Origin of the sequence: Brevundimonas sp. NPDC058933 (genome assembly GCF_049315965.1) — a bacterium.
Classification (GTDB): Bacteria; Pseudomonadota; Alphaproteobacteria; order Caulobacterales; family Caulobacteraceae; genus Brevundimonas.
Window position 1 is genome coordinate 86,738 of the sequence record NZ_JBMOSL010000003.1, and the last position, 26,179, is coordinate 112,916.

The window sequence follows — 26,179 nt, forward strand, 5'->3', positions numbered from 1 at the left end:
GGTGCGGGCCGCTTTTTTGCTGGAGATGTGGCCGGGCCTTGGACTTGAGATCGTTTTCGGTTTCGGGGCGCCGTTCCCGACGGATTTCATGTCTTCGATGTGTAGCTCAACAAGCTCGCCGGATGTGCGAAGCCGCGCTGACCGAGAGGCGAGTCTTAGGCGCTCTGGACGATTGCCGTCACCAGGCCGGAGTTAACTATGCTTTCGGGGAGACTCGCCGAGAGATGCGTGCCAAATCCCGTCGTTCGAGGGATGACCGCTGTTTTGCGGCGCTGGGGGCGGGAAGATGGTCAATCGATTGGCGGCGGCTTTGGGCCGTGCGAAAAATCTTGTCGCGACTATAGGCGTGATCTTGTCCGTCTTCATCGCCGGACCCGCAGCAGCGGCGTCTCCAGGTTGCGACGCAGTCAATTCCATCTGGGGCGGCGGTGTCAGCCTCACAAACGGGGCGAGTTTGGAAAACCCCTGGCCGCTCCCGAATTTTGCGGTTGGCGAGCGCATTGTTTTTCGCTCCACGACAACAGGCACCACTGCGGCAGGTGGGGGCGGCTTTGCACTCTATGAGAATGGCGGCGCCAATATCCTGGTTGAGCAATACGCCCAACCTGGCGCTGAACTGAGCATTGATGGTCATCATGTGGTCGCCGCAGGTGAGCGCGACTTCATCCTGTACGCCTGGAGCGTGGCTGGGGCAGGGACGGTTGTAAGCGCCTCGGCCAGTTGTCTCACTGCGCCGCTGCCGACGGTCACCGCCCTTTCGCCAACGGCGGGTCCGACTTCGGGAGGGACGGCCGTGACGATCACCGGGACGGGCTTTTCGGGCGCGACGGCGGTGACCTTCGGAGCGACGGCGGCGACGGGTTTCACGGTCAACAGCGCGACCCAGATCACGGCGACGGCGCCGACGGGGAGCGGGACGGTGGACGTGCGCGTCACGACGGCGGGCGGCACCAGCGCGACCTCGGCGGCGGATCAGTTCACCTATGTGGGAGCGCCGACGGTGACGGGAGTTTCGCCGACGTCGGGTCCAGCCTCGGGCGGCACGACCGTGACCATCACAGGGACCGGATTTGCAGCGGCCCCTGGCGCGGGTGCGGTCAAATTCGGCGCGACGGTTGCGAACTACACGATTAACAGCAACACGCAGATAACCGCCACGGCGCCGGCTGGCGGCGCGGGCACGGTGGACGTCACGGTAACGACGGTCGGCGGGACCAGCGGGATCTCAGCGGCGGATCGGTACACCTATCTGCCGGCGCCGACGGTGACGTCGATATCGCCGACGGCGGGTCCGACCGCGGGCGGGACGACCGTGACCATCACCGGGACGGGCTTTGCGGGCGCGGGCGCGACCTCGGTAACCTTCGGAGCGACAGCGGCCGCGGGTTTCACGGTCAACAGCGCGACCTCGATCACGGCGACGGCGCCATCAAGAAGTGCGGGAACAGTGGATGTTCGCGTCACGACGGCGGGCGGAATCAGCGCCACCTCGGCCGCCGATCAGTACACCTATGTGGCGGCCCCCACGGTGACCTCTATCTCGCCGACGGTGGGGCCGGTCACGGGCGGGACGACGGTGATTATCACCGGAGCCAACTTCTCGGGCGCGACGGCGGTGACCTTCGGGGCGACGGCGGCGACGGGTTACACGGTCAACAGCGCGACGCAGATCACGGCGACGGCGCCCGCAGGAGCCGGCACGGTGGACGTGCGTGTGACGACGACGGGCGGAACCAGCGCGACTTCGGTCGCTGACCGGTTCACCTACCAGTCCGCTCCGACAATCTTGATCTCGCCAAGCGCCCTCCCGGGATGGGTGGTCGGCGCAAGCTACAGCCAGACGATCGCGGCCTCAGGCGGCGTCGCACCCTATAGTTACGCGGTGACAGCCGGCGCCTTGCCTGCCGGTTGGACGCTATCGCCTGCTGGCGCGCTGACAGGCACGCCGACTGCGGGCGGGACATTCAATTTCACGGTTACCGCGACTGACAGTTCGACCGGAGCAGGCGCGCCCTATTCAGCCAGCCGCGCCTATTCGTTGACCGTGGCTGCGCCGACCATCACCATAGCTCCGACGACCTTGCCCGCCGGAATAATGGGCGATGCCTACAGCCAGACGATCGCGGCAGCCAACGGAACGGCCCCTTATACCTTTGCGCTTGTCGCCGGCGCCATGCCGGCTGGTGTGTCGCTGTCGTCCGCCGGCGTGCTCGCGGGCACGCCGAGCGTGTCTGGCACGTTCAACTTCACCCTGAGCGCCACCGATAGTTCGACGGGGGCAGGTCCTTTCGATGGAGCGCGCGCCTACACCTGGACCGTTGGCGCGCCGGCGCCGACGGTGACGGGGGTCTCGCCGAACCGTGGGCCGAACGCAGGGGGAGCAAACGTCACCATTAGCGGTACGAACTTCACTGGCGTTACGGCGGTGACCTTCGGCGGGATATCTGCGACAAGCGTTACGGTCATTGACGCGACCCGGATTACAGCGACCGCGCCGGCGGGCGCCGGGACCGTGGATGTGCGCGTGACGACCGCCAGCGGGAGCAGCGCGACTTCGGCCGCTGACCAGTTCACCTATGTGCAGGCGCCGACGGTGACGGCGATCTCGCCGACCAGCGGCCCGTCCACGGGCGGCACGACGGTCACGATCACCGGGGCGAACTTCTCGGGTGCGACGATGGTGACCTTCGGGGCGGGTGCGGCGACCGCCTTCACGGTCAACAGCGCGACCCAGATCACGGCGACCGCGCCGGCGGGAACCGGGACGGTGGACGTGCGCGTCACGACGACCGGCGGGACCAGCGCGACCTCGGCGGGCGATCAGTTCACCTATTCATCCGCGCCCATCGCGGGCGCGGTATCCGCGATGGTGGCTTTTGGATCGAGCGCGAACCCGATCACGCTGAACCTCTCGGGCGGACCTGCCTCCAGCGTAGCGGTGGTGTCGGCTGCGACAAACGGGACAGCCACGCCGAGTGGAACAAGCATCATCTACACGCCAATGGTCGGCTATTTCGGCCCAGACAACTTCACCTATACCGCGACCGGTCCCGGCGGGACCTCGGCCCCGGCGACGGTGACGGTGACGGTGGCGACGCCGGGCGCGCCGGTAGTGGCGGCGGCTTCGGCCTCGACAGCCTATGGCGCTCCCACGGCGATTGACCTGAGCGGTTCCATCACCGGAATCTACACCAGCCTCGCGTTGGCCTCCGGGTCGGCGCATGGCGTCATCAGCGTGTCGGGGGACGTCGTCACCTATACGCCAGCGGCGGGCTATTTCGGCGCGGACAGCTTCACCTATACGGCGACGGGTCCCGGCGGGACCTCGGCGCCGGCGACGGTGACGGTGACGGTGGCGACGCCGGGCGAGCCGACGGTTGCAGCGGTGTCGGCGGCGGCGGCCTATGACGCGCCCACGCCGATTGACGTGAGCAGTTCGATCAGCGGGGTTCACTCCAGCGTCGCAGTGGTTTCCACGCCGGGGCATGGCGTGACCATCGTCGCGGGCGACGTGATCACCTATACGCCCACGGCCGGCTATTTCGGCGCGGACAGCTTCACCTATACGGCGACGGGTCCCGGCGGGACCTCGGCGCCGGCGACGGTGACGCTGACGGTGGCGACGCCAGTCGCTCCGACCGTCGCAGCCGTTTCGGCCGCAGCGGTCTACAACGCCTCGACGACGATTGACCTGAGCGGTTCGATCACCGGGGTTCGCACCCGTCTCGAGGTGGCTTCCGCGCCAGTGCATGGCGTGGCCAGCGTGTCAGGCGAGGTGGTCGTCTATACGCCTAAGGCCGGCTATTTCGGTGCGGACAGCTTCGCCTATACGGCGACAGGACCTGGCGGGACCTCTGCACCGGCGACGGTGTCGCTGACGGTGGCGCCGCCGCCGCCGCCGGTGGTGGAACAGCCGACCGGTCCGGTGATCGTTCCTCCCTCTTCGGGCGGAGTATCGACTTCGGTCGATCTCGGTTCCGTCAGCCAGGGCCCGATCGACGGTTATCGCATTACGGTCGTCAGCCAGTTCGGCGTGGCGGAGATCGCGAACGGAGCCGCTGCGGCGCCAATGCAGGCCCGGGCTTCAGCAGCGCCTCAAGCGGCGGGTCCCTACCGACTGATCTATACGCCGGCCGCGAACTTCATGGGCGAGGACGCCGTGACCGTTGTCGCCTTTGGGCCGGGCGGTGAGTCCTCCCCGGTGACCTTCACCTTCCAGGTGGCGGGCAAGGCGCCCGATCTGTCAGGCGCAGTGGTCGCGGGCGCGTCGGCGACCTTTACGCCGACTGCCGGACTGGTCGGCGGACCGTTCCAGGCCCTTCGCGTCACCCGTCCGCCGGCCTTCGGCGCGGTGACGGTGAACGGGTTGAGCCTGGTCTTCACGCCGGGCTCCAACGGCGGGACGACCACGTTCGACTATGTCGTCGATCTGCCCTTCGGCCCTTCGGCGACGGGCCGGATGTCGCTGACCTCCAACGCCATGCCCGGATCAGAGGCCCTGGTCGCCCAGACCCTGCAGGGCGTGCCGGTGACGGTCCTTCTCGGCGACGTCGCGGGCGGTCCCTTCACCGGCGCCGCCGTGGTCTCCATGGCCCCGGCGACGGCGGGCGAGGCGACCATCGCCAAGGCCGGCGACGACTATGAACTGACCTTCGTCTCGACCGGCGACTTCTCGGGCGAGGCGTTGGTCACCTACAGCCTCAGCAACGCGTCCGGCACGACCAACAGCACCCTGACCGTCACGGTCGAGGCGCGCCCAGATCCGTCGCTGGATCCCGAGGTGAGGGGGGTGGCGACCAGCCAGGTCACCTCAGCCCGTCGCTTCGCCGACGCTCAGATCAACAATTTCCAGCAGCGTCTGCGCGATCTGCACGACGGGACCAATGGCTCGTCCAATGGTCTGAGCCTGAACCTGGGCCTGGGCGGCGCCGAGGCGGATCGCGATCCGCAGCAGGCCCTGCGCCGTCAACTGGGTCAAGACCGCAACCTCGACCCCGGCTCCCTGGGCGGCGATCGCGAACGCGAGATGCTGGGCCTGGACCTCTGGGCCGGACGGGCGCAGGCCTCCGCCCCGCCGGCGACAAGCGATGACCGTCTGAACGCGGCGGCTCAGCCTGGTGTTGGTGTTGGTTCCTCGGTCGGCCTGTGGACCTCGGGCTCCGTCGACTGGGGCCGTCAGGATGCGACGGGCCAGCGTGACAGCCGCTTCACCACGCAGGGCGCGACCCTGGGTCTGGACGTCAAGGTCTCGGATCAGCTGATCGTCGGCGGCGGCCTCGGCTATGGCGAGGACAAGACCCGGATAGGCGACAACGGCTCGGTCACCCACGGCAAGGCCGTCACCGGCGCCTTCTACGCCAGCTGGCGGCCGGCCCAGGCCTTCTATGTCGACGGCGTCTTTGGCTTCGCCAATCTGGACTTCACGTCGCGGCGCTGGGTCGAGGGTCTGGCGGGACAGGCGGACGGCTATGCCGACGGCGACCGGTCCGGCGACGTACGCTTCGCCTCGGCCGCCTTTGGCCGGGTCCTGCGCGGCGAGCGGGCGACCAGCGACTTCTATGCGCGACTTGACGCCCGCGACATAACGCTGGACGGTTTCACCGAGACCGGCGGCGGTCTGTCCGCCCTGAACTGGGATGAGATCGAGCAGAAGAGCCTGTCGGCCAACCTCGGGGCCTCCTGGCGCTGGACCCTGGACAGCCGTCGCTACGGCCAGTTCCGACCGACCGCGCGTGTCGAGTGGTCGCACGAACTGGAGGACATCGGCGCCCAAGGGGTTCGCTACGCCGACTGGACGACCAGTCCGACCTACCTGGTCCCGCTGGACGCCTGGTCGCGCAACGCGATCAACCTGGACCTGGGAACCGAGTGGTCGCTGAGCGACCGCCTGATGCTCAGCCTCGGCTACCGCGGCGCCCTGGGTGACGCCAGCTCCAGCCACGGCGCCCAGATCGGGATGAAGTACGGCTGGTGACCCAAACGGGGCCGCGCGACGTCGCGGCCCCGAACTACGCGCGTCGGCTTGTGTGACGACGAGGCACCAGGAGCGTCTGCTTTCGTTTCGTCAGCGAATGTCCGGTGTTGGCGCATCTGAGAAACGTCCAAGCCGAGTGATCTATTCTGTCCGCGCGAGGGGAGCCGCGTCGGCTTGAAACTAGGCAGCAGGACTTGCAGCAATCAGGGGGAGGGATTCCGCCCTCAGGTGAGTTTAGCGTCGGAGCATCTTCCAGTCTTTGTGGCCGGTGACGAGAGCGACCTCCTGAATCTGAAAGCCTGCTTCGAGCAGACGGCTGGTTCCCTCGTGGCGAAGGTCGCTAAAGTCCAGTATACTGCGGCTTTTGCAAACCCGCATGAATGCCGTGCCGGCTGACCTGTGATTGAAGGGAATATGGCAAGGTCCGCATTCGCGCGGCCAGGGCGCTGAGCTTCGATCAACGCGACGGGATCGAAACCAGACACCGACGCTGGCGAATATGCGAAGCCGAGCCGCCCGCGACGGCGTAGGCGTCTCGCCGCGATCAATCCGACCTTCGGTCTCGGTCGCCCATCGCCGCGCGTCATCGCGTTTGAGGACGGTCTCGCCTATATAGCGACCCTTCCGTCTTGCCTGGGCCCGCCACGTTCCTGACGGGAGTTTCGAGTAGGTCGCCATTTCGTGCGCGCTCTGTGTGCACTGAGGTGTCGAAAACCCGGAAAAACGTCGCAACACGTCGCAAATTCGAGTGCACACGCCGCCTTCCAACGTCTTGATCCTGCTAAAAAATGCCGATGAACAACGCCCATAGACTGTCAGTCGCCCCCATGATGGACTGGATAACTTACTGATTTGATTCAATAAGTTGAACGACTGCGTGTGCGAAATTTGCACACGAATGTTCTCGTTCTTTTTTCTTTTCGTTCTCACGCGCTCTGTCGGTCCAGTCGCCGCCAATGCGATTCCAAGCGCAAATGAACGCTCGAAGCACGTCCCTGGCGACCGCGGCGCCGATAGCGCGCCGCGATCAGGCCTAGAATCGATGCTCCCGTCCTTGCTTGGACATAGGCGCTCGGCGCGGTACGAAATGCGCCGTCGGTTCATGCCGACGGGTTCGCAGGCCTCGCTGTTCGGGCCCTCGGCGGCCGTCTCAGGCGAGGGAGGGTTCCACTGGGCGAAGGTGCAGATAGCGTCGGTTAAAGTCAGCGTCCTTGTCGATGAAAACTGGGCCGGCGCCGACCTCGACGCTCTCGTGCTTGAGGCGATCCGCCCTTATGATCGGCGGCCTTCGCCCTTTGTGGTGGCGGGGCCGAGAACCCGGCTCCATCCGTCCCAGGCCGTGGCCCTGTCGCTGGTGCTCCACGAACTTATCACCAATGCAGCCAAGTACGGCGCGCTTAGCACCGGGTCAGGACGTATCCACCTAAGCTGGAACCTGGGATTTGACGGTATGGGCCGGCGGTCTCTGGTCATGCTCTGGCGTGAAAGCGGAGGGCCGCCGGTGACGCCGCCGGAACGCCGCGGATTCGGGACCCGACTGATCGAGAAGAGCTTCTCAAGAGGGCAGGGTGAAGCCCGTATCGACTACCGCCCCGAGGGCCTGCAGTGTTCTCTTTCTCTGCATCTCGTCGAACAGCCTTTGACGTGCTCGCAAGGGATGTCCGCGACGGATCCGGGGGACGATCTTGCGAAACCCGGAAAGGGTAGCAGGATGAATGGGACCGGATTTGGACAGAGGGCGCAAAGCCACGGCCCGACAGAGGGGTAGGGGCTGTCCCTGCAAGTTTAGGAAGCCAGGGTCGGGGGATGGACTTGTTCGCACTTGCACCTGGTATTCGAGATCATTGCTGAACCGGCCCGAGGCCAGATCCGACAGGCATCATGCCTTGCGGTATGAGCGTGTCGGACATCAGGTGCGAACATTCCGGCGGAGCATCATCCTGGATAAGGATCCTGCTTTAGCAGGCCTGCGAGGTGGGTGGCGTTGGCGGCGAGCATTTCTGCTGTTTTCGCCACCTTGTCGGGAGGTTGCGGCAGGTCTCTGAAATCAACCGAACCCATGGCTTCGCCGACCCAATAACAGGCTCCCACGGCCGGAATCGTCCACCCGACGTCATTGAGGGCCTGGAAAAGTTGAGCCGACGTCGCATGTGCGCCGTCCTCATTGCCTACAATCGCTGTGACAGCCACTTTGCTATAGCTGGGCATTCGTCCCTGATCGTCAGTCTCATCGAGGAAGGCGTCCATGCGTTCAAGGACGCGCTTAGCGATGCTGGATGCCTGCCCCAACCAGATGGGCGTTCCAAAAATCAGGATGTCCGCCGAGAGAATCTGGTTGCGAAGCGATGGCCAGGCATCGCCTTCGCCCTCATCGGAGGTGACGCCCGGCAGAACGTCGTAGTCCGATATGCGAAGCGTGGGAGCAATCGTGACGTCAAATCGACGAAAGGCGTCCGAGATCGTCGCAATCATTGCGTCTGTGGAGCTGTCATCGCCGGAACTGCGTTTTAAACTGCAGTTGATAGGTTGTGCTTTGAGTTTCATGTTCGGGCTTCTTCCTCTCATCTTGAGAAGAGGCGCTCCACAATCGCCGACGTCCCTCCACCCTTGCGGCCGACGATACCCACGCCTCAATGACAAGCAGACGCCATGCGGCGCTGGCTCAGACAGCCAAAGCTCCGCCCTTCCGGACGGAGCTTTGAGGTTCAGGACGGTATTTCCTGTCCTTGGCCGCGCCGGGCTTCCTGCAGGTCGCCCTCGGGAGCCGTATCGGCCCCTATTTTGGTGATGTGGCCGTTTTCGTCCGATAAGAAATCGGCCGCCTGTTTGTCGTCACTCTGGTCGAGCGTGGCTTCTCGAGTCGCTTGTTTCTGCAGGCTGTCTTCACCCAGGCCTGTTCTGTCCGGGTCCGCCTTTCCAGGCTGATGCCGCTTCGGATCGCGGTCGGGATCGGGTCGCGCGTCAGTCATATGAATCTCTCTTCAGTCCGGGCTGGAGATCGGAGGCGCTGTCGATGGCGCCCGATCTTCATCAGGATTTTCGCCCTCGGCCTTGGACGTTTCCCGCCGGGCTTGTCGCTGAAGGCTGTCGTGGTCCTGAGGATCGTCGTTGGGATTGGCGTTGTTGTCCTGGGTTGATCGGGCATCGGTCATATCCGCCTCCTCAAGCACCGGCGCCAAAGCCGTCGGGTCCGCCCGCCCCTGCCGATCCCTCGCCGCCCGTCGTAGACGCGGGATCATCCTTTGCGGGCTGACGTTGAGCCATATCCCGAAGGTTTTCCCGCTGCTGCGGGTTCTCATCCGGCTGCGGCGTCGAGGGGTCTCGATCCTGCGTTTGATCACGTTCTGGTTGGACGTCGGTCATGTCGATCTCCCTGAATGGTTACAAGAAACCAAGCGCCAGGGCTCAAGGCCGTTCCTACGGCTGCGCTACACGAAAAGTTTGAATAGGCTGCGGGAACTGACAGACGATTCCCGCCCGGCGACGCGGAAGCGTGGATTGCTGGGCAGGGCTGTACCGGTCGTATCATGGGGTTCGGCAGGTTGCCGCTCCTCCATCTCGGTTCCGCGACGAGCGTTCGAGACACCCACCTGTTCGGCGGGATCGAAGTACGTTGTTTTGGCTAGCCTGTTCACTCCGCCAACCAAACGCGATCTGGCTGGGCTCCTGATCCAGGCGGCGCCGCCCAGCGCCTCCATACTTGTAATTCTTGTCGCTCTAGGAGGGAGTTGCGCTCAGGCCGGGTCGTCCGGCGGGAGATCCGGAGCGTCCGCCGGCGGCGGCGTGGCCTCGAGCCGGGCGATATGGCGTTTCATCTCGGCGATTTCGCGCCTCTGGGTCTCGATGATGTTGTCGGCAAGTCTGCGGACCTCGGGATCCTTGATGTGCGCGTGGCCGCTGGTCAGCAAGGCGATGGAGTGATGCGGGATCATCGCCCGCATGTAGCTGACGTCACCGACTGTGGCCTGACTGCGTACCAGCCAGAGACAGGCGGAGAACACCAGGACCGCCCCGGCCACGATCAGGATGTTGAGGCGGGTGTTGCGGTACATGTCCCACATGAAGCTCATCATGATAATGGCCATGGCTGCGCCCATCAGCATCGCCATCCAGGTCCGGGTCTGGCTGTACTCGACATGATCGATGGCGAAGGTGTTCAGATACATCAGGCCGAACATGATGACCGTGGAAACCGCGATCATGACGAGGAAGCGCCGGTAACTCATCGCCAGGGATCCTAGAGGCCGAACGGGAAGGTGTCGGGCGCTCCGTCGCGCTGCCCGACTGCGGTCGGAACGAGCGCTCTGGTCTCATCGAACCAAACCCAGCCATCGAACTGTTCAGACAGGGAGCAGGCGGAATAATGGCTCCATCGTTCGGTTTCGGGCCGATAGATAACGCCGATGAACCGTTCGAGGCGTGGCTGCCGGAGTGACCTGTAAAGGGTGGCGTTGGCGTCGGCTCGCAAATCCAGAACGAACTGGGGCGCCCGGGCGTCATGGCATAGCCGTTCATAGCTGTCCGGCCGCGACGGATTGATCGCCTTGGTCTTCATCGGCGCACCCCAGTCCGAGGCGCAGGCGACGGTTCCGGCGTGGGTCCCGAAGCCAATCAGGGCCGCCTGTGATCCGAAACGCTCGCGGCACAGTTGTCCGATGTTGAGCTCACCGCGGACCAAGCCCATCTCCGTGCGCGAGGCGTCGCCAATGTGGGAGTTGTGGGCCCAGACCACGGCCTTGCTGTTCGGCCCCCGCGCATCGAGAACGGCGCAGAGGGTCTCGAACATATGGGTGTCGCGCAGATTCCAGCTCTCGGCCGCGCCATAATACATGATCCGGTAGTAGGCTTCGGCATTACGGACCAGCCGGGCATTGGCGGTCGCATCCAGCCAGTCGTCGCGGTCTTCCCCGGTGGGCAGGCGTCGCTGGAGAAGGTCGGACAGCATCTGGACGACCGCGCCCTCACACTCGGCATAGCCCTGGGTCACGGCCATCCGCCCATAGGTTTGGGGGTCTCTCACCCAGGGCTGGAGGCAGCCGTAACGTTCGCGCGCCACCGCCGCCGCTTCGGGATCCGTCTCGTCCAAGTAGTCGAGGACGGCGGTGATCGAGCCGGACAGATTGTAGAGATCGAGGCCGTGGAAACTGACCCGATCGGGCCGGGGCTGAGCCTCGTTCCAGTCGGCCAACCAACGGGTGAAGCTTTGGAACTCGGTGTTGCGCCACATCCAGGTCGGGAACCGCTGGAAAGCGGCCTCGGAGGATTCGGCGGAGGGCTTGCCGCGCACGCGTCGGTCGATAACGGCGGCGTCTGGCCAGTCTGCCTCGACCGCCACGATGTTGAAGCCATGACGCTCTATCAGCCTGCGAGTGATGGCGGCTCGCGCGCGGTAGAACTCGGCCGTGCCGTGGCTCGCTTCTCCAAGTAGAACCACCCGGCAGTCGCCGAACCGGTCGAAAAGGGCGCCGAAAGTCGGACCGTCCACATCATCGAACGGCTCGGCGGTCCCGGCGATCAGATCGACGATCGCGGCGTCTCGCTTCGGGTCGAGGGGAGGCGCGTCCGGCGGCTGAATTCCGGCGGGCTGCATCACCCAGCCTTTTTGCGTCGCGTCTCCCAGCCCTTCTTCGCGGCCGCCGAGCGATCGGCCTTCGAACGCGAGGCTGAGGCGGCTCCGCCCTTGCGACCGCCCTTGTGGGCGGCGGGATGGCCGGTGTGCTTGCCGCGACCGGACCCGGACTTCTTGCCGCCACCGTCGTCCTTGTTGACGGTGGCCCAGGCCCGACGCTCCGCTTCCTTGTCGGACACGCCGCGTTCCTCATAGCCTTCGGCGATGTGGTCGGCCTTGCGTTCCTGCTTGTCGGTATAGGCCGACTTCTCTCCACGGGGCATGATCGATCCTCCTTTTCGGCGAAATACACAGCGCCGGAGCGGGTTCCTATGTCGCACGCCAGACAGAGCCTTAACCGAGTGACTGCGCGCGGCGGTTCCGTCCTTGGGACCGCCGCCGTCGCCGATGAGGCCGACGCCGTTAAGAATAGGCGCGAGCAGGCGTCACCCGCGCCGCTGAGTGCGCTGCTGGTCGGCATTGGCCGGGCCCTGAACCGAAGCGCGGACAGCGTGTTCTCTGGCGAAAGGAGAGCCGCCATGACCGTCAGGCGCTGGTCCGCCGATGTGACCGAACACAGCGACGCCCTGGACCTCGACGAAGGGGTTTTCAAAAAGAAGGATCCGGCCGAAATCGCCGCTTCGTTGAAGCGGTCGGCAGAGCGCAGCCATCGCAAGAAAGGCACGCCGTTCCAGTCGGCGATGTCGATGCTGACCTTCTATATCAATCGGGCCGGCGACAATCTCGACGCGGCGGATCGCAAACGGATCGAGGCGGCCAAAGACGAGCTTCGCAAGCTGTTCCACAAGGAGGGCTGACCTCTGCCTTATGGAACGGCCCCAGGAACAGGTGATTGATTCCGCAGAGCCGTTCGCGGCTAAAGCAGGAGAGATCATGATGCCGACACACAACGACAACGCCGACCGCTGGGGCGGCCCAGGCTCGAGCCACGAAGACCGGACCAAGCCGAAACCAGATCCGGTGGTCAAGGACGCGGACGCCCCGGACCACCTCTCGCCGCGTTCCCAAGTCTCGTCGGGCGGCGAGCGCGACATCCATCACGGTCACGCGCCGGAAGCCAAACACGCGAAACAGGCCACCAGCGACGAGAAGCGCCACGAGCGCGACAACCGCAACTGAAGGAGCGGATCATGCCTCACCAGAACACATCCTCCTCAACCGCCACCGCCCAGAGCGCAGCGACTGATCCGGTTGAAGCCGGTGATCAGCCGCAGGGAAACAACGTGCGTTCGGAGCCGCGCAGCTATGTCGCCCCCGATGCCGCCGATGCGTCCCTCGCGCCGCCCGCGGCAGGCGAGGTCGCCGACGCCATGGACGAGGGCGACGCGCTAGCCGCCGACGATATCCAGCAGGGCTCCACCCACGCCAATCGCCCTGAGCGGACAGAGACGCAGGCGGATCAGGGGCCGAAGACGACCGAGGCCAATCGCGAGGCGCTCAAACATTAGGGAAGTCGCGTCCGGAACCGGCGGCCGGCAGCTTTGGCCGCTGGTTCTGAGGCTGACGACGTGCGTGGCCTAAGGCGGACCTGCCTTACAGCCTATGAGACTGCACCTTGGCCGATATCGTGGGGTGATCAGCTTGCAATGTATGGGGCTTTCGGCCCCCGCCCGCCGGCTGACGCGACGTATCTCCAGCGGCTCGCGCTGCACTGAGCTTGCTTGGATAAAGTCTGGATTAGGACACTCAGGAACGGTGTGAGGACGGGGCGATTGGAGGGGAGCGGCAGGGAGGCCGCACCCATGAACCCTCACGATCCGATGCCCGCCCCGCCGCCCGGCGCGCCGCCTCGATTCGGGGGCCAAGCGGCTGTGATCACTGGCGCGGCGCGAGGGATAGGGCGCGCCATCGCCCTGGCCCTGGCGCGCGAAGGCTGCGACCTTGTCATCGGCGATGTTTTGGAAGGCCTCCCTGACGGCACGCCCTATCCGAAGGCGACGCAGGCGGACTTGGACCAGACGATCGCGGCGGCCGTCGCCAGCGGCGTGCGCTGCATCGGCTTACGCATGGACGTGCGAGAGGCCAACGAAGGCGAAGCTCTGATCGAAAAGCAAGAGCGTCTTTCGGCCGGCTGGACTTTCTGATCGCGGACGCCGCCGTGACCTTGGAAGGACGAATGACGGACCTTTCGCCGGCTCAGTTCGACGCCGTGGTGCGGACCAACCTGCACGGCGTCTTTCACGTTATGGCGCCGGCGCTGCGCTTGATGACCGAGGCAGGACGTGGACGTATCGTCGCCATCGGTAGTGGAGCCGGAAAGCATGCGGAGGCGGGGGCAGGGCCCTATGTCGCCTCGAAATTCGGCCTGATCGGCCTGTGCAAGACGGCGGCCCTGGAAGTCGCAGAACAAGGAGCGACCGTTAACGTGGTTCTGCCGGGGCCGACCGATACGCCCATGATGTCGAGCCCGCAGCGGTTTCGCCAGGCGGTTCCAGATAAGCCCGAGCCGACCCGCGACGACTATCTGGAAGCCCGCAAGGACGCGACTCCCATGGGCCTGGCCTGGATCAAGCCCGAGGACGTGGCCGCCGTCGTTTTGTCCTGCTTAGCGAAGAGGCGCGCTTCCTCAGCGGCGAAACCATCAGCATCGACGCTGCTGACTGCGCTAACTGGACATGAGCGACCGGCCCGTCGCCGCCTGGCCGGGACCTGACGGCGAGGCCCCGCCGGTTCTGGTCGGCATGACGCCCGCCGCAGCCTCGGGCCTGAACATAATGATCATAATCGGGGCCGTCGGACTTTTCGCCGTGGCGGATGTCTTCGCCAAATTTCTGACCCATGACACCGCCCCGGCGCAGGTGGTCTGGGTGCGCTATGTCGCCATGCTTGCCCTGGGACTAGTCGTGGCCGCCGACCGCGGCCGGTGGGTCTGGCGAGTGCGGCGGCCGCTATTGCAGGGGGGGCGTGGGCTAGCGGTGCTGATGTCCGGCGGGCTGTTTATCCTGGGGCTTGGTCCTTTGCCCTTGCCGGAGGCGACCGCCGTCTCCTTCGTCACTCCGATCTTTGTGACGATGATGGCTATTCTCTTCCTGCACGAAACCGTGGCGCGCCGGCGATGGACGGCGTTGCTGATCGGCCTGGCCGGAATCCTGGTCCTGTTGCGGCCCGGAGGGGCGCTGTTCAGCACGGCGGTGCTGTTCCCGCTCGGATCGGCCTTTTTCGGCGCGGCGGCCATTATTCTTACGCGTCGCATCGGCGAGGAGGACGCGCCGGCTACGACCCTGCTCTGTTCGGCCCTTATCGGCTTTGTCGTGTTGAGTGCGACGGCGCCGCTATGGTTCGCGCCGATGGGGCCGGTCGCTCTGGCCGCCGCTGCAGCCATGGGTCTGTGCTATGCGGTCGGCCAGCTTCTGCTGGTGGCCGCCTATGGGCGTGGCGAGGCGTCTCTGCTTGCGCCCTTCTCCTATGCCCAGGTGATATTCGCCGCCTTGCTGGCCGGGCTCGTCTTCGGCTGGACCCCCGACGGACCGGGGGCTCTGGGTATGGGGCTGGTGGTGTTGAGCGGGGTTTACATCCTGCATCGCGAGGGGATGCTGGCTCGGCTTCGTTTCAAAGGAATGTCAGTCCGGCGTGCTCGGCGCCGCGCCGCATTGTAGTGCTGGCGGGCCGGTCTCGACCCAGCCCGTATCCCGACGATCAAGCTGGCGTCGACTGGCACTACATCGCGCCGGTTACATCCAGAACGGGTTTGTGGAATCTATCAGCGGGCGATGGGTGACGAACTGCTCAACGAAAGCCTGTTCTTCAGCCTCCGCCATGCTCGGCAGAAGGTCGCTGCCTGGGCGCTGGAGTATAACATCTGCCGGCCGCACTCATCGATCGGCTACCTCACTCCGCAGGCTTTTCGCGCCAGTCTGACCGCAACAGGCCGACCCGCTGCGCAGGTTGAACGCTGCGCAGCCCGGCCTGTTGCTCACTCCACGCAGCGAAGCGTACTTAACCCAAGGACTCTGGTCGCCGATGGATGAAAACTCAGAGGCACGTCAGATTGTCTGTAACGGATCGTTAGGCCGCGCTAGCAAGCGGAGTCTCGACGCACTTGGAATGCAAGCCGGATCGAAGGTGCGGCTGCACGGGCGAGACACCAATGATTTGGCTGGAAGGGTGGATAATGAACGTTGCAGCAAATGCAGGCGCCAACGTCGCCATCATGGCCGCCGTGATGCGCAAACAGATGATCCAGCACTTCGAGAAGGCCGGAGCATTCGGCGCCGAGACCGCGATTCCGTTGCCGCCGAAGCATCCGCGGTCAACCGTGAACGCCCTGATCAAGCACAAGGTGATCGTGTCGGTGGGTGAGAACCTTTTCTATCTGGACCGCGAGGCTGACGCGCGGTCGCTTCGCGAGCAGGGCAAGGCTGCATTGGCCGCACTAGGAATGCTGGCGCTGATCGGGCTGATCGTCCTCGGCATGGTGCTGGTCGGGCGCGCATGAACCGCAAGCTTCTCCACCGCGAGGTCAAGAGCCTGCTTCAGCACGTCGCGCAGTCGAAACCGTTCGACTGGATTGCGACCGGAGCGCTCGTAATCATCCTGGCGTGGCCGAAGAAGGTGATCTGGCGACCGTGGCCTGAATGGCTGATCGTGACGGCCATGGTGATTGGCGGGGCGCTGGTGGCCGTGGGGGTGGTGAAGTGGCTGCTGAGTTTGAAGGCGCCGAAAACCTCCGAGGAGGGGCAATGACAGAGCCAGGCCGTCTAGCGGGTTCGAAAGAGTCCATCCTCACTTATGTCGAGGAGCTCAAAGCCGACCGTAACAGTGCGCGCGTGGCGCTGCATGCGATGATCAGCGGTGACATGAAGGCGCCGATGAACGCCCCGGCCGATGCTGTGAAGGCAGTCGCCGATTACGAACAGCGGATTGCCAAGCTGGATGAGATGATATCGCATTACGAAGCCGAGTTGGCGGCAGGCCAGTAGGTTGACTAAGCGAAAGCGGGGAGGCCGAAGCCTCCCCAGCGCGTTAGGCCGTCCGTTTGCGGTCGTTGCTCAAAGTGGGCCGCTTCAACATCCGGGCTTCGGTTGGTTGGGGTCGGGCAGGAGGTGCGGCAGGTAAGGAAGCGCCGAGGGCGCGCGGCTGTTGAAGTACTCCTCACCGCAGTCGGGGATCCAGATGCTGTCGACGTATTCAAGATAGAGACCCCTCACCGAGGGGGGGGGCTGTCCCGCTCTAGGGTGTCTGCTTCTTCACGATATCGTTCTGCGATCCGCCCGAACCGATCACGGTCAGCCTTGAAAGGCGACAGCCTGGCCATGTTCTCGGCATTGCGTTGGAGTTGGCGAAGGTCGGATACGCGAGAAGTACGGGTCATTTTGATACTGAACTCGGAAACTGCGGTCGGGCTCTGGTCTCGGAGCAAGTCCTGAGCCTGAGGCGATACGGCCCGTCGCAGGCCGTGGATGACCTGTCAGTTCCCTAAGGGGTCAACATTTTCGTGTAGCGCAGCCTTAGGTACGGCCCTGCTTCAGAACACTTGGTTTGCTGTAACCAATCCAGGGAGATCAAAATGACCGAGGCCCAACCGAACCCGGATCGCGAAGAGGACCTGGAGACGACAACGCCGCAGCCGGACGCGAACCCGCAGCAACGCGAAAACCTTCGAGAGCAGGCTCAGCGCCAGCCAGGGAAGGATGATCCGGCGCCGGCTTCGGGAGGCGAGGGTGCTGCCGGCGCAGGCGGGCCCGGTGGACTCGGCGCCGGCAGCTAGTCAGCCAAGTTAGCTGCGCGAACCCCGCCTTTAACCAGGCGGGGTTTTTGCTGTCGTGACGCCGGTGTACGGGATGACATCATCGCGTGACGTGGCTTTTGAGGATTGGCCTCGGCGATCTTCGGTCACGCGAGGCGAGAAAGCACGGCTTCGAAGGCCACTTCTGGAGCGTCAGGAGAAATCCCCTTCATCAAGGCCTCGTTTCCGAGTGATTGACCCTCCAGTAGGATCCGAGCGCGTTCGACCCCGAACACGGATCTGACCATCGACATCTCTGTATGGCGATCGACCTGAATCTCGGCGCGGAACAGCCCGTCCTCAAGCTGGTAGGAACCGACGTACCACGAAGTGCTGTCTCCTCCGCTGATGCGCCCATCCCGAAGCGTGACGACGCCAAAGCCTGTGCCGAGAGGCGTCTTGAAGCCGACCCTGTACAGTCCATCCTGCATGCGACGCTAACGAATGATTTGTCGGATTCGATCCGCAACCCGTTGAGATGGCTGACAAGGTTTTTGACCATAGAGGTCCGAGCGGGCTGTCTTGGCCCTATGTCAGGTTCAAGACCCATGGCCAGAATAGACGGTTGCGGCGAGGCTCAGGAGCCTGAATCAGATCGTCCCCCTGGGCTGAGTCGGTATCGAGGTCCCAGGCCTGTTTGTCTGGTCTCTGCATAATTCCCCTGTGTCCGGTATCGGAACTTGTGAACCCCCTGGCATCCCCGACGTAGATGGCTCCATGGCGATCTATGATTACATAGTAAGCGGCGTGGATCCTGAGGTGGCTCTCCAAGGCGCAGCGTCTACGGACGCCGATGCTTGGCGCGAGGCGATCCTCTTCCTTTCGGAAATGTTGCGCGAGAAGCCTATGCGGGAAGGCGGCGCCTTTTCGCTTCGGATCATCGTTCGGCACGAAGGTAGGGAAATCTGCCGGGTTGGCGCTTCGGCTCATTGAAGGCCTAGACCTGAGGAAGCGAGAGAGAAGAGGGCCGGTTACGCCAAAGGGGGGCAATCGCGCAACCGGCCGCTTGCCGATCTTCTTTGAGGAACGATCTGCATCCAGACAACGTCGCGTCTTTAGGCGTTGCTCCTTCGGTCGGGTTCCGAACTTATCGGCTCGGTTCGGTATCAAAGCATGCCCTCTACCGGGCCTTTTGCTGCAGCATGGAGCGGGACGGATCGCCCGGCGTTGCTCCGGAAGACATGAGGAGCAGTGACATGAGCATCCACGATCAGGCCTTCAGAGCCGTTGAACTTCCAGAGCTTCCTGGAAAGCTGAGGGAAATCGACGACCTTCTCCAGGCGACGAGATCGTCCGGAGCCGTTAACAGCGAGCGCGCCGTCCTCAACGAGATCGCCCGCATTATCGGCGGCTCTTCTGGCGGCGATGTCTATCAGAAGCCGCTCGGCTGACCCTATTTTGGCGCTGGCGCGACAGATGTGTACAAATGTTCGAAACCCGACAACTGTTCAAAAGGCGCGTTTTCATTGAAGGGCCAGCCTTCTTGCTGGTCTTTGCATGCCGCCTGCCCTCGGGTCTGAGCCCGGTCATCGACGCGGGCGGCGTCGGGGGTCGACTAGGGGGCTGGCGGCCGGCAGCGCGACCGGGAGTCTTCTAGGCGCGATCAACGAAGCCCGGATATGGCGATAGAAGACGCCCACGTCCATGCAAAGGGTGTTCGGCGCAGGCCGCGCTCGTGATCGTCAAGGCTTCCGATGCGTGTCGCGTGCGGATCAATGCCCTTCTGGGCAATCCTCGCGTTCTCGAGGGCGCTACGCGCGGAGGCGTTCGCCATCAATCGGGTTGGACCGATTTCGATCCCTGCGGCGAGCCCCGCGGACAGAGCCGGGCCTAGCACGCTCTGCCGCTGATCCACCCTGCGAACACCCAGGACGCGCTCCTCCGTCGGGAGGCAGGTTCCTATTTAATTGGGGCGATCACCAGTGTCGCCAAGACGACATTCTACGCCTCAGAACGTCTTTCCGCGTTCTCGGTCGTAACAAAGGCGGGAGTCATGGGCGTCGTCATTTCTTTTCCTAGCAAGGGCAAGCCAGATCGCAGGCGTCGCTCCTGGATCGTGGGGGCAGGCGGAATCTTCGCCCTGTCGTTAGCCGCGATCGCCGTCGTGCTGGCAGGCCAGGATCTTCTTCGCGGAGCTCAGGCTGGCCCGCTGAACCAGACGGCGGAACGCGCCTTATCGCCCGTCCCGGTCAGCCCCTGATCAGGCGGCCGTGTTCCGCAGGAGAGCGTCGCGTGCGGCCCAGCTGGCGGATTCCGCTGCGCGCAAAGGCGTGGCGGCTGCGGCGGCAGAGGAAACCCCCTGCTCGCCGCAGCCGCAGGAAACGGCGCGCAGGCCGGCAAGATCGAGGATCTGCACCTTTCCTCGGCCAAACCGGACCAGACCCATAGTTTGGAGGCGTCCGGCGGCGGCGTTGACGCTGGTTCTCTGCACGCCGAGCATGGCGCCGAAGTCAGCCTGGGTCAGTCGAAGAGGAGCGCCATTGGCCCCGCAATGCAGCCGGACCAGCCACTTCGCCAGTCGTTCCTGAACGAGGTGAGTGGCGTTGCAGGCCGCTTCGGCCGCCAGACTGCTCACCCGTCTGGAAGACTGCCGCGCGACCAGACGGTTCAGCCAGTCGCGACCAAGGCCATCGACGACGCAGTCGGCGGGCACTCGGCAAAAGGTAGTGTCGATCAGGGCCCTGACCGCCGGGCGGTCGCCGTCAGGCTCCAGGGCGTGGTCCCATCCGTGAACTGATCCCGCGACGACGGTCGCGACGCAGATGCGGTCGCCATGGGGGAAGAGGCCGAGAACCCCTGCGAGGACAAAGGAGAGAAAACCGCTTTCCTCGAGGGGCTCGCCGGCCGGGATAGACACCAGCCTGCTGTGAGACTGAGCGATCGACTGGATGCTGCGCGGGAGCGCCTGGAAGACAGGATGGTCGGCCAGGTCCAGTTGCGGACGATAAAGGCCGCAGCCGTTGTTGGTGAGGCTGATCATAGTTTGCATGACGGACTCCTAAGCACAGAGTGGCGTCTCCGACGCGGACCGCACTTACATGGGTTAGGAAAGCGGCAAGTAGCTCAAAAGGCGCTTGCATCGAGCAGCGTATCTGCCGCCAGAGTTCGGCTTAGTGCACAAGGAACGAGGTTTAAGGCGCTGAATTGAGCTTCTGGAACAGGAGGCGATATGACCATTTACACCATCTGCTTCAGCGCTCGGGGCACGGGCGTGTTGAGAACCGAATCCATCGTCGCCGAGGAGGCCCAGGCAGCGATCGCGCTGGTGAAGCGTCGTCTGGGCGCGAGCCGCACCTTTCAGGAAGCCAGGGTCTTCGAGGAAGGGGAGCTGCGGTTCAACGTCTCGTCGGACGCCAAGGGCTTGGCGACGGCGGGCGGCGGCGAGACCCGTTCGAGATCCTGACTTTCGACAGCGGCGCCAGCGACGGAACGCGTCCGGCGCTCGAGGCTTATCAGGACACTTCCCCTGTGGCGAGGAGACCGTCCTGATCAGCCCTCTGATCCAGAAGCTGTCGCGTCGTGATGAACTCTCCGGGCGCGAGAGGGAGGTTCTTGGAGACCTTCTTCAGCCCCCGATCATCATTCCCGCGGGCGAAGACATCGTCCGGCAGCATTCATCGCCGGCATACAGCACGCTCGTCCTCGACGGCTTCGCAGCCCGATATGTCGTGCTGATGAATGGCGCAAGGCAGATCACGGAACTGAACGTGCCCGGCGACTTCGTCGATCTACACAGTCTGATGATGACCCCCATGGATCATGGGGTCGTTGCGCTCACCGCCTGCACGGTTGCGAGGTCTCCTCATGAGGGCCTGCGGCGGCTGACAGAGACCGAACCCCATCTGACCCGGCTGCTCTGGATGGACACCCTGATCGACGCCGCCGTGCACCGGCAATGGATTGCAGGCCTGGGGCGCCGGACTGCCGTGGCGCGGCTCTCGCATCTCCTGTGCGAACTCTATCTTCGCCTGAAGACCGTCCATCGCGCAGGAGGCTGCAGGATGGAGCTTCCTCTCAGTCAGGCCGTGCTCGCGGACGTTCTCGGGCTGTCGGACGTGCACGTCAATCGTTCCATAGCTCAGCTCCGCGTCGCGGACCTGGTCAAATGGACAGGACGCGTAATTGAGATTTGCGACTGGGATGGCTTAGTCAGACAGGCGGAATTCGACCCTACCTATCTAAGGCTCACAAGGGCCTCGGTCTAAGATTGGCCTAGCTCGAAGGCGTCGAGAACAAGACCCGAGGGGCGATGAGGGCTGCGGAATTTTCCTAGGGCGACCGGCTCCGGAACGGGGACGTCCGAAAGGCTCTCCAGCCCGGCCAACCGTTCCTTGAGGTCTATCTCGCAATATTTGTCGCGGGGCAGGGCGCCTGGCCGTTCGAGCATGACGATCGAACCCTCTTCCAGGGCGGCGTGGTCCCGCCATAGGCGCCGCCATTGCCGGATCCAGGCGCGCGTGGCCAGCATCTCGGACGGCGTCGCCGTCTCCACCTCGCCTGCGATGACCCGCATCAGGTCCATGATCGCAATCAGGTCGTCCACGGTCGCTGGATCGACATCGACATAGCGGGGGTAAAGCAGTTCCTCGCGGATGATGGAGACCATGGCGAACAGCCGGCAGAGCTCGGCAGGGCCCTCCATGCCGGTCTCTGACTCGAGATGGTCCTTGAAACGACTGTCGAGATAGCGGAGCTCGGCAAGCATATTCAGAACGTCCTTCTTCTTGAACAAGGAAGCCCTTCGTCCGCGCCTTGGCGCCTAGAGTCCGCTTTTGGTCACTGGCGAAGCAAGCATTCTTAGGAAACCCCCGAGCTTGCGGTCCGGAATGCGGGGCGTCGGCCTTTTCGCAACCCCTGCAGGCGGCGGGGATTGTTTCGGGATGCAGAACCAGATCGTGATCGTAGGCGGCGGCGCAGGCGGCCTGGAGCTCGCCGCCCTTCTTGGGCGGCGGCTGGGTCCTCACGAAGGACCCCGAAAGGTGCTCCTCATTGACCGGGCGGTCTTCCATCTGTGGAAACCCTCCCTTCATGAAGTCGCGGCGGGCTCGCTGGACTCGAGGCAGGAGGGCCTCGACTATCTGATGCTCGCGCGTCGCAATCATTTCAGATTCGTTCTCGGCGAGGTCGAAGGCTTGGACCCCGTCGCGCGCCGCCTTCGCCTGGCCGAAACGCGTGACGTAGACGGCGCTCTCCTGATCGGGGCGCGTTCCCTTGATTTCGAGCGTCTGGTCCTGGCGACGGGCGCCGGAAGCCATTTGTTCGATACGCCCGGCGCGGCGGAACACGCCTGTCTGCTGGAGGATGTGGCGGATGCGGAGGCCTTTCACCGGCGGCTGGCGGCGCTCTTTCTGTCCTCCGCCTATGACGGCCGCCGTCTGCTCAGGATCGCCATTGTCGGCGCCGGCGCGACCGGGGTCGAACTCGCAACCGAGCTCCTGGAGGGACACGCGGTTTTGTCGGCGGCGCTCGACCCGACCGAGCGCTTCACGCTGGAGGTGACGGTAGCAGAAGCCGCGCCTCGCATCCTCGGCGGTCTGCCTGAGGCGGTCGCCGACAAGGCGGCCCGGGCGCTGCAGGCGCGCGGCGTCAGGCTCGCCGTCGGGGCGCGCGTGACGCGGGTGCGGGCCGACGGCCTCGAGACCAGCGTGGGTGAGATTCCAGCCGACCTGGTCGTCTGGGCCGCCGGGGTCAAGGCGGCCGACGTCAACAAGACCTTTGGCCTGACCACGGGGCGCCTCAACCAGTTCATCGTGGATGACCGGCTGCGCGCCTCCGCCCCCGGCGTCTACGCCATGGGCGATTGTGCAGAAGCGCCTGGACCCGACGGACGCGCGGTTCCGGCCCGGGCCCAGGCGGCGTCTCAGGAAGCCGTCTATCTGGCGAGGGCTCTTATGCAGCCCGGGGACCCCGGACCCTATCAGTACCGCGACAGAGGATCCCTCATTTCCCTTGGCCCTGATCATGGACTGGGCTCCCTGATGGGAGGCCTCGTCGGACCTGACTTCCTGATCGAGGGCCTTCTCGCGCGCTGGGCCTATATGGCTCTTCACCTGCAACATCACCGGGTTGTCGTTGGGCTGCGCAGAACCATTTTGCTCGCCTTGAGCCGGTTGGCCCATCGCCGTGTTTCGGGGCGGCTCAAGCTGCACTGACGCGATGACGTACAGGCCGGTCGAAGCGCTCAGCGCTCAGACGGACGGCCGCCCCCCTGCGAAATCCAGTTCCTGGTCCTGCCGGGGCGGCGCATAAGCGGCGTCGGGCCGAAGATGAAAGCCAGCACCCGGCCAATGAGGCCGTTCGGTCGTCTCGGTGTGGATCCCGCTCTCGACATGGAGCCATCCTCACTCCGGACATGAGGCAGTCCAATAACATGGGTTAGGAAGAGATTATCTGTCGGCGGAGACGGAAGACACCGGCCTGGTCGGAGACGGTGGCGTCAGGCCCGGATGCCCGGACTTGCCGTCAGATCTGAAACGACGGAAGACCTTGTAAGGCGACGGAAGGCGGCCAGGGCCTGTCCGGTCACCTGATCCATGTTGTAGTAGCGATAGGTGGCGAGGCGGCCCACGAAGCTGACGTCGCGACGCGCGAGGGCGAGCGCCTCATACTGCTTGAAGCGCGCCTGGTTCTCGGGGCGGGGGACCGGATAGTAGGGGTCGCCGTCGTCGCAGGGGTATTCATAGCTGATGCTGGTGCAGGGATGCGACTGGCCCGTCAGGTGCTTGTACTCCGTCACCCGGGTATAGGGCGCCGCCTCTTCGGGGTAGTTGACGACCGCGGCAGGCTGGAAGGTTTCCTGCTGAAGCGTTTCGTGGCGGAACTGCAGAGATCGGTAAGGCAGCGGCCCGTATCGATGATCGAAGAACTCGTCGATCGGCCCCGTGAAGACCAGATGGTCGTAGAGCACTTCGGCCTCGACATCCCTGAAGTCCACGCCCGTCTCCACCCGGATATTGGGGTGATCAAGCATGTTCTCGAACAGCTGAGTATAGCCGTGCAGAGGCATGGCCTGGAAAGCGTCAGTGAAATAGCGGTCATCGGTATTGGTTCGCGTCGGGACGCGCGCCGTCACGGAACGGTCGAGCTGCGAAGGGTCCAGGCCCCACTGCTTGCGGGTGTAGCCGCGGAAGAAGGTCTCGTAGAGCTCCCGGCCGACCGCAGAAACCACGACATCCTCGGACGTGACCACCTTGTCCACCGGCTCAGCCCGCGACGACAGGTAGGCCTCGGCCTGCTCGTCGGACCTGAGGTCTAGGCCATAGAGCAGATTGAGCGTCGTCCGGTTGATGGGCATGGGCACGAGGCGTTCCCCCACTCGGGCCAGAACACGATGTTCATAGGGTCGCCAAGGCGTGAAACGCGAGAGATAGTCGAACACCTCGGCCGAGTTGGTGTGGAAGATGTGGGGACCGTACCGGTGGACCAGGACGCCAGCCGCATCTAGTTCATCGTAGGCGTTGCCGCCGATGTGGGATCGGCGATCGACCAGGAGGACCCGTCGTCCGCTTGAGGCCAGGCGTTCGGCCATGACTGAACCCGCGAAGCCGGCGCCGACGACGAGGGCGTCGTAGTGAGACGCCCGGTTTGATGGGCGGATGAAGGGAGATTCAGGGGCGCGAACCGAGCCGGCGCCGGTGGAGCATCCGCGATGTGCGCCGCCGCCCGTGAGGGGTTCGCGGAGTGTAGCGGCCCTGTCGACCATGACCGCCATTCGGGCCTGGGTCTGGTCCCATGACAGGTGCGATAGAGCGGCGTCGGCCTCGTCCAGCCATGACGGGTCGCCCCTTTGCGCCAGGGCCGCTTCGCAGCCAGCCACAAAGGCGTCGGCGCCTGCTGCGATGTGGACGCCCTCCAGAGCCCCGTAATGTCTCACGACGTCGGTAACCGGGGTCGAGACCACGGGGCGACCGCCTGCCAGATATTCCGGCGTCTTAGTAGGGCTGATGAAACGGGTGGATTCATTGATGACGAAGGGCATGAGCGCCACGTCCCATCCCGCGAGAAGGTCCGGGAGCTCGTCATAGGTCTTCAGCCCCAGGTAATGGAGATTGGGGCGCCGGGGCAGGTCCGCCTCGTCTATCTTGACCACAGGGCCCACGAAGACGAGGGACCAGTGCGGCCGTGCGTCGGCGACCGCCGCTATGAGGTCGAGGTCCATGCGCTCGTCGATGACCCCGTAGAAGCCGAGCCGCGGCCCGGGCAGATCAGCCTGAGCCGGATGATCGCGTCCGGCCTCGCGCGCTCGGGCGAAGTGAGGGACGTCGACGCTGGAAGGAAAGGGATGGATATTGGCGTGCCGGTTCCGCCTGGCTTCGAAAAGACTGTAGCCGCCGGTGAAAACTACGTCCGCCGCGCTCATCAACTCCGCCTCCAGAATTCGGAGCTCCGGCGGGGCGAAACGGAAGGCGGAAAGCTCGTCCATGCAGTCAAACACCACGGCGGCGGCTTCGATATGTCTCGCGACGGGCAGCATCATCGGTGTGTAGTACCAGAGCACTGGACGGCTCAGCGCGCGTTCAGCGAGAAGATCGTCGAGGAGCTGTCGCACGACGGCGTCGCGACAGGGCCCGTCTACGCCATGCGGCAGTCGGGGCGTGGCCACCAGCACGCCGGTGTCAGGGCACGACCGGACGTCGAGGCCGACCGGCGCGCCCGCTTCCGCAGGCAGGGCCTCTTCCAGGAAGACGACCGGTCGGGTCCGGGCGAACCGGGCCATGAGATGTTGGGGTCGCTGGAAGACAAAGTTCCACCGCAGATGGGAAAGGCAGACGACGGGATCTCGCCGCGCGTGTGGAAGATCAAGAATGTCGGCGGCGGAGGCGGCGGAAGGCTGGGTCATAGCGGCTTTCTT

Annotated in this window: 26 protein-coding genes and 2 pseudogenes; 17 read left to right on the forward strand and 11 right to left on the reverse strand. The window is 64.5% G+C overall.

The features are described 5' to 3' along the window. Positions 1-286 precede the first annotated feature (286 nt). Together ACOZBP_RS08615 and ACOZBP_RS08620 are read left to right on the forward strand one after the other, a co-directional pair. Positions 287-5,974 (forward strand): IPT/TIG domain-containing protein, encoded by a 5,688-nt coding sequence (locus ACOZBP_RS08615; RefSeq protein WP_422676010.1) that lies wholly within the window; start codon positions 287-289, stop codon positions 5,972-5,974. Positions 5,975-7,061: 1,087 nt separating this feature from the next. Then, a complete protein-coding gene (locus ACOZBP_RS08620; RefSeq protein ID WP_422676011.1) occupies positions 7,062-7,742 on the forward strand; it encodes a sensor histidine kinase in 681 nt (226 codons plus the stop codon). 167 nt (positions 7,743-7,909) lie between these two features. On the opposite strand, the gene ACOZBP_RS08625 is transcribed toward ACOZBP_RS08620, so the two are convergent. From ACOZBP_RS08625 to ACOZBP_RS08655, 7 genes are all read right to left on the reverse strand, one after another. Then, entirely contained in the window at positions 7,910-8,518 is a 609-nt protein-coding gene (locus tag ACOZBP_RS08625) for a flavodoxin family protein (protein WP_422676012.1), read from the reverse strand. 161 nt (positions 8,519-8,679) lie between these two features. Then, positions 8,680-8,943 (reverse strand): hypothetical protein, encoded by a 264-nt coding sequence (locus ACOZBP_RS08630; RefSeq protein ID WP_422676013.1) that lies wholly within the window; start codon positions 8,941-8,943, stop codon positions 8,680-8,682. Positions 8,944-8,955: 12 nt separating this feature from the next. After that, a complete protein-coding gene (locus tag ACOZBP_RS08635; protein ID WP_422676014.1) occupies positions 8,956-9,126 on the reverse strand; it encodes a hypothetical protein in 171 nt (56 codons plus the stop codon). A 10-nt stretch (positions 9,127-9,136) separates the two neighbouring features. Further along, positions 9,137-9,337, reverse strand: coding sequence for a hypothetical protein (locus tag ACOZBP_RS08640; RefSeq protein ID WP_422676015.1), 201 nt, complete (start codon positions 9,335-9,337; stop codon positions 9,137-9,139). A gap of 371 nt (positions 9,338-9,708) precedes the next feature. Beyond that, positions 9,709-10,200 (reverse strand): DUF305 domain-containing protein, encoded by a 492-nt coding sequence (locus tag ACOZBP_RS08645; protein ID WP_422676016.1) that lies wholly within the window; start codon positions 10,198-10,200, stop codon positions 9,709-9,711. 11 nt (positions 10,201-10,211) lie between these two features. Continuing rightward, the gene (locus ACOZBP_RS08650) at positions 10,212-11,564 is read right to left on the reverse strand and encodes an erythromycin esterase family protein (RefSeq protein WP_422676017.1); all 1,353 of its coding nucleotides are present in this window, start codon (positions 11,562-11,564) and stop codon (positions 10,212-10,214) included. Then, positions 11,564-11,866, reverse strand: a complete 303-nt coding sequence (locus ACOZBP_RS08655; RefSeq protein WP_422676018.1) for a plasmid stabilization protein — start codon at positions 11,864-11,866, stop codon at positions 11,564-11,566. Before ACOZBP_RS08655 ends, ACOZBP_RS08650 begins: the two co-directional genes overlap by 1 nt. Positions 11,867-11,914: 48 nt before the next feature. Between ACOZBP_RS08655 and ACOZBP_RS08660 the strand changes: the two genes are divergently transcribed. The 10 genes and pseudogenes from ACOZBP_RS08660 to ACOZBP_RS08705 all read left to right on the forward strand — a co-directional run bounded on the left by ACOZBP_RS08660 (position 11,915) and on the right by ACOZBP_RS08705 (position 17,310). After that, complete coding sequence (locus tag ACOZBP_RS08660; RefSeq protein WP_422676019.1) at positions 11,915-12,400, forward strand: DUF3175 domain-containing protein; 486 nt, start codon at positions 11,915-11,917, stop codon at positions 12,398-12,400. Between the two features lie 10 nt (positions 12,401-12,410). Beyond that, positions 12,411-12,722 carry a hypothetical protein gene (locus tag ACOZBP_RS08665; RefSeq protein ID WP_422676020.1) on the forward strand — a complete coding sequence of 104 codons (312 nt, stop codon included), beginning with the start codon at positions 12,411-12,413 and terminating at the stop codon, positions 12,720-12,722. Between the two features lie 11 nt (positions 12,723-12,733). Beyond that, the gene (locus ACOZBP_RS08670) at positions 12,734-13,051 is read left to right on the forward strand and encodes a hypothetical protein (RefSeq protein WP_422676021.1); all 318 of its coding nucleotides are present in this window, start codon (positions 12,734-12,736) and stop codon (positions 13,049-13,051) included. Positions 13,052-13,363: 312 nt separating this feature from the next. Next, positions 13,364-14,256: pseudogene (locus ACOZBP_RS08675) on the forward strand (SDR family NAD(P)-dependent oxidoreductase). Then, positions 14,219-15,199, forward strand: coding sequence for a DMT family transporter (locus tag ACOZBP_RS08680; protein ID WP_422676022.1), 981 nt, complete (start codon positions 14,219-14,221; stop codon positions 15,197-15,199). The pseudogene ACOZBP_RS08675 and the gene ACOZBP_RS08680 overlap by 38 nt, the downstream one beginning before the upstream one ends. A gap of 41 nt (positions 15,200-15,240) precedes the next feature. Then, a pseudogene (locus tag ACOZBP_RS08685) lies at positions 15,241-15,571 on the forward strand (integrase core domain-containing protein); the annotation flags it as partial. A 119-nt stretch (positions 15,572-15,690) separates the two neighbouring features. After that, positions 15,691-16,038, forward strand: coding sequence for a hypothetical protein (locus ACOZBP_RS08690; protein WP_422676023.1), 348 nt, complete (start codon positions 15,691-15,693; stop codon positions 16,036-16,038). Next, on the forward strand, positions 16,035-16,286 hold the full coding sequence (locus ACOZBP_RS08695) for a hypothetical protein (RefSeq protein ID WP_422676024.1): 252 nt from the start codon (positions 16,035-16,037) through the stop codon (positions 16,284-16,286). Before ACOZBP_RS08690 ends, ACOZBP_RS08695 begins: the two co-directional genes overlap by 4 nt. Then, on the forward strand, positions 16,283-16,522 hold the full coding sequence (locus ACOZBP_RS08700; protein ID WP_422676025.1) for a hypothetical protein: 240 nt from the start codon (positions 16,283-16,285) through the stop codon (positions 16,520-16,522). Before ACOZBP_RS08695 ends, ACOZBP_RS08700 begins: the two co-directional genes overlap by 4 nt. Positions 16,523-17,109: 587 nt before the next feature. After that, positions 17,110-17,310 (forward strand): hypothetical protein, encoded by a 201-nt coding sequence (locus ACOZBP_RS08705; protein WP_422676026.1) that lies wholly within the window; start codon positions 17,110-17,112, stop codon positions 17,308-17,310. 125 nt (positions 17,311-17,435) lie between these two features. Here the strand turns inward: ACOZBP_RS08705 and ACOZBP_RS08710 are convergent, their stop codons facing one another. Further along, positions 17,436-17,759, reverse strand: coding sequence for a hypothetical protein (locus ACOZBP_RS08710; protein WP_422676028.1), 324 nt, complete (start codon positions 17,757-17,759; stop codon positions 17,436-17,438). Between the two features lie 286 nt (positions 17,760-18,045). On the opposite strand from ACOZBP_RS08710, the gene ACOZBP_RS08715 reads away from it, so the two are divergent. Further along, positions 18,046-18,261 (forward strand): DUF6894 family protein, encoded by a 216-nt coding sequence (locus ACOZBP_RS08715; protein ID WP_422676029.1) that lies wholly within the window; start codon positions 18,046-18,048, stop codon positions 18,259-18,261. 263 nt (positions 18,262-18,524) lie between these two features. Further along, entirely contained in the window at positions 18,525-18,719 is a 195-nt protein-coding gene (locus ACOZBP_RS08720) for a hypothetical protein (protein WP_422676030.1), read from the forward strand. Between the two features lie 809 nt (positions 18,720-19,528). Here ACOZBP_RS08720 and ACOZBP_RS08725 read toward each other — a convergent pair. Next, positions 19,529-20,317: a Crp/Fnr family transcriptional regulator gene (locus ACOZBP_RS08725; protein WP_422676031.1), complete on the reverse strand. Its 789-nt coding sequence runs from the start codon at positions 20,315-20,317 to the stop codon at positions 19,529-19,531. Positions 20,318-20,497: 180 nt separating this feature from the next. On the opposite strand from ACOZBP_RS08725, the gene ACOZBP_RS08730 reads away from it, so the two are divergent. Continuing rightward, positions 20,498-20,731: a hypothetical protein gene (locus tag ACOZBP_RS08730; protein WP_422676032.1), complete on the forward strand. Its 234-nt coding sequence runs from the start codon at positions 20,498-20,500 to the stop codon at positions 20,729-20,731. Between the two features lie 178 nt (positions 20,732-20,909). Further along, positions 20,910-21,533 carry a Crp/Fnr family transcriptional regulator gene (locus ACOZBP_RS08735; RefSeq protein ID WP_422676210.1) on the forward strand — a complete coding sequence of 208 codons (624 nt, stop codon included), beginning with the start codon at positions 20,910-20,912 and terminating at the stop codon, positions 21,531-21,533. Here the strand turns inward: ACOZBP_RS08735 and ACOZBP_RS08740 are convergent. Beyond that, a complete protein-coding gene (locus ACOZBP_RS08740) occupies positions 21,530-22,033 on the reverse strand; it encodes a hypothetical protein (RefSeq protein ID WP_422676034.1) in 504 nt (167 codons plus the stop codon). The two genes, ACOZBP_RS08735 and ACOZBP_RS08740, sit on opposite strands and share 4 nt — an antisense overlap. 175 nt (positions 22,034-22,208) lie before the next feature. On the opposite strand from ACOZBP_RS08740, the gene ACOZBP_RS08745 reads away from it, so the two are divergent. Then, positions 22,209-23,480 (forward strand): NAD(P)/FAD-dependent oxidoreductase, encoded by a 1,272-nt coding sequence (locus ACOZBP_RS08745; protein WP_422676035.1) that lies wholly within the window; start codon positions 22,209-22,211, stop codon positions 23,478-23,480. A gap of 284 nt (positions 23,481-23,764) precedes the next feature. On the opposite strand, the gene glf is transcribed toward ACOZBP_RS08745, so the two are convergent. Then, positions 23,765-26,167, reverse strand: a complete 2,403-nt coding sequence (gene glf, locus ACOZBP_RS08750; protein ID WP_422676036.1) for a UDP-galactopyranose mutase — start codon at positions 26,165-26,167, stop codon at positions 23,765-23,767. Positions 26,168-26,179 lie beyond the last annotated feature (12 nt).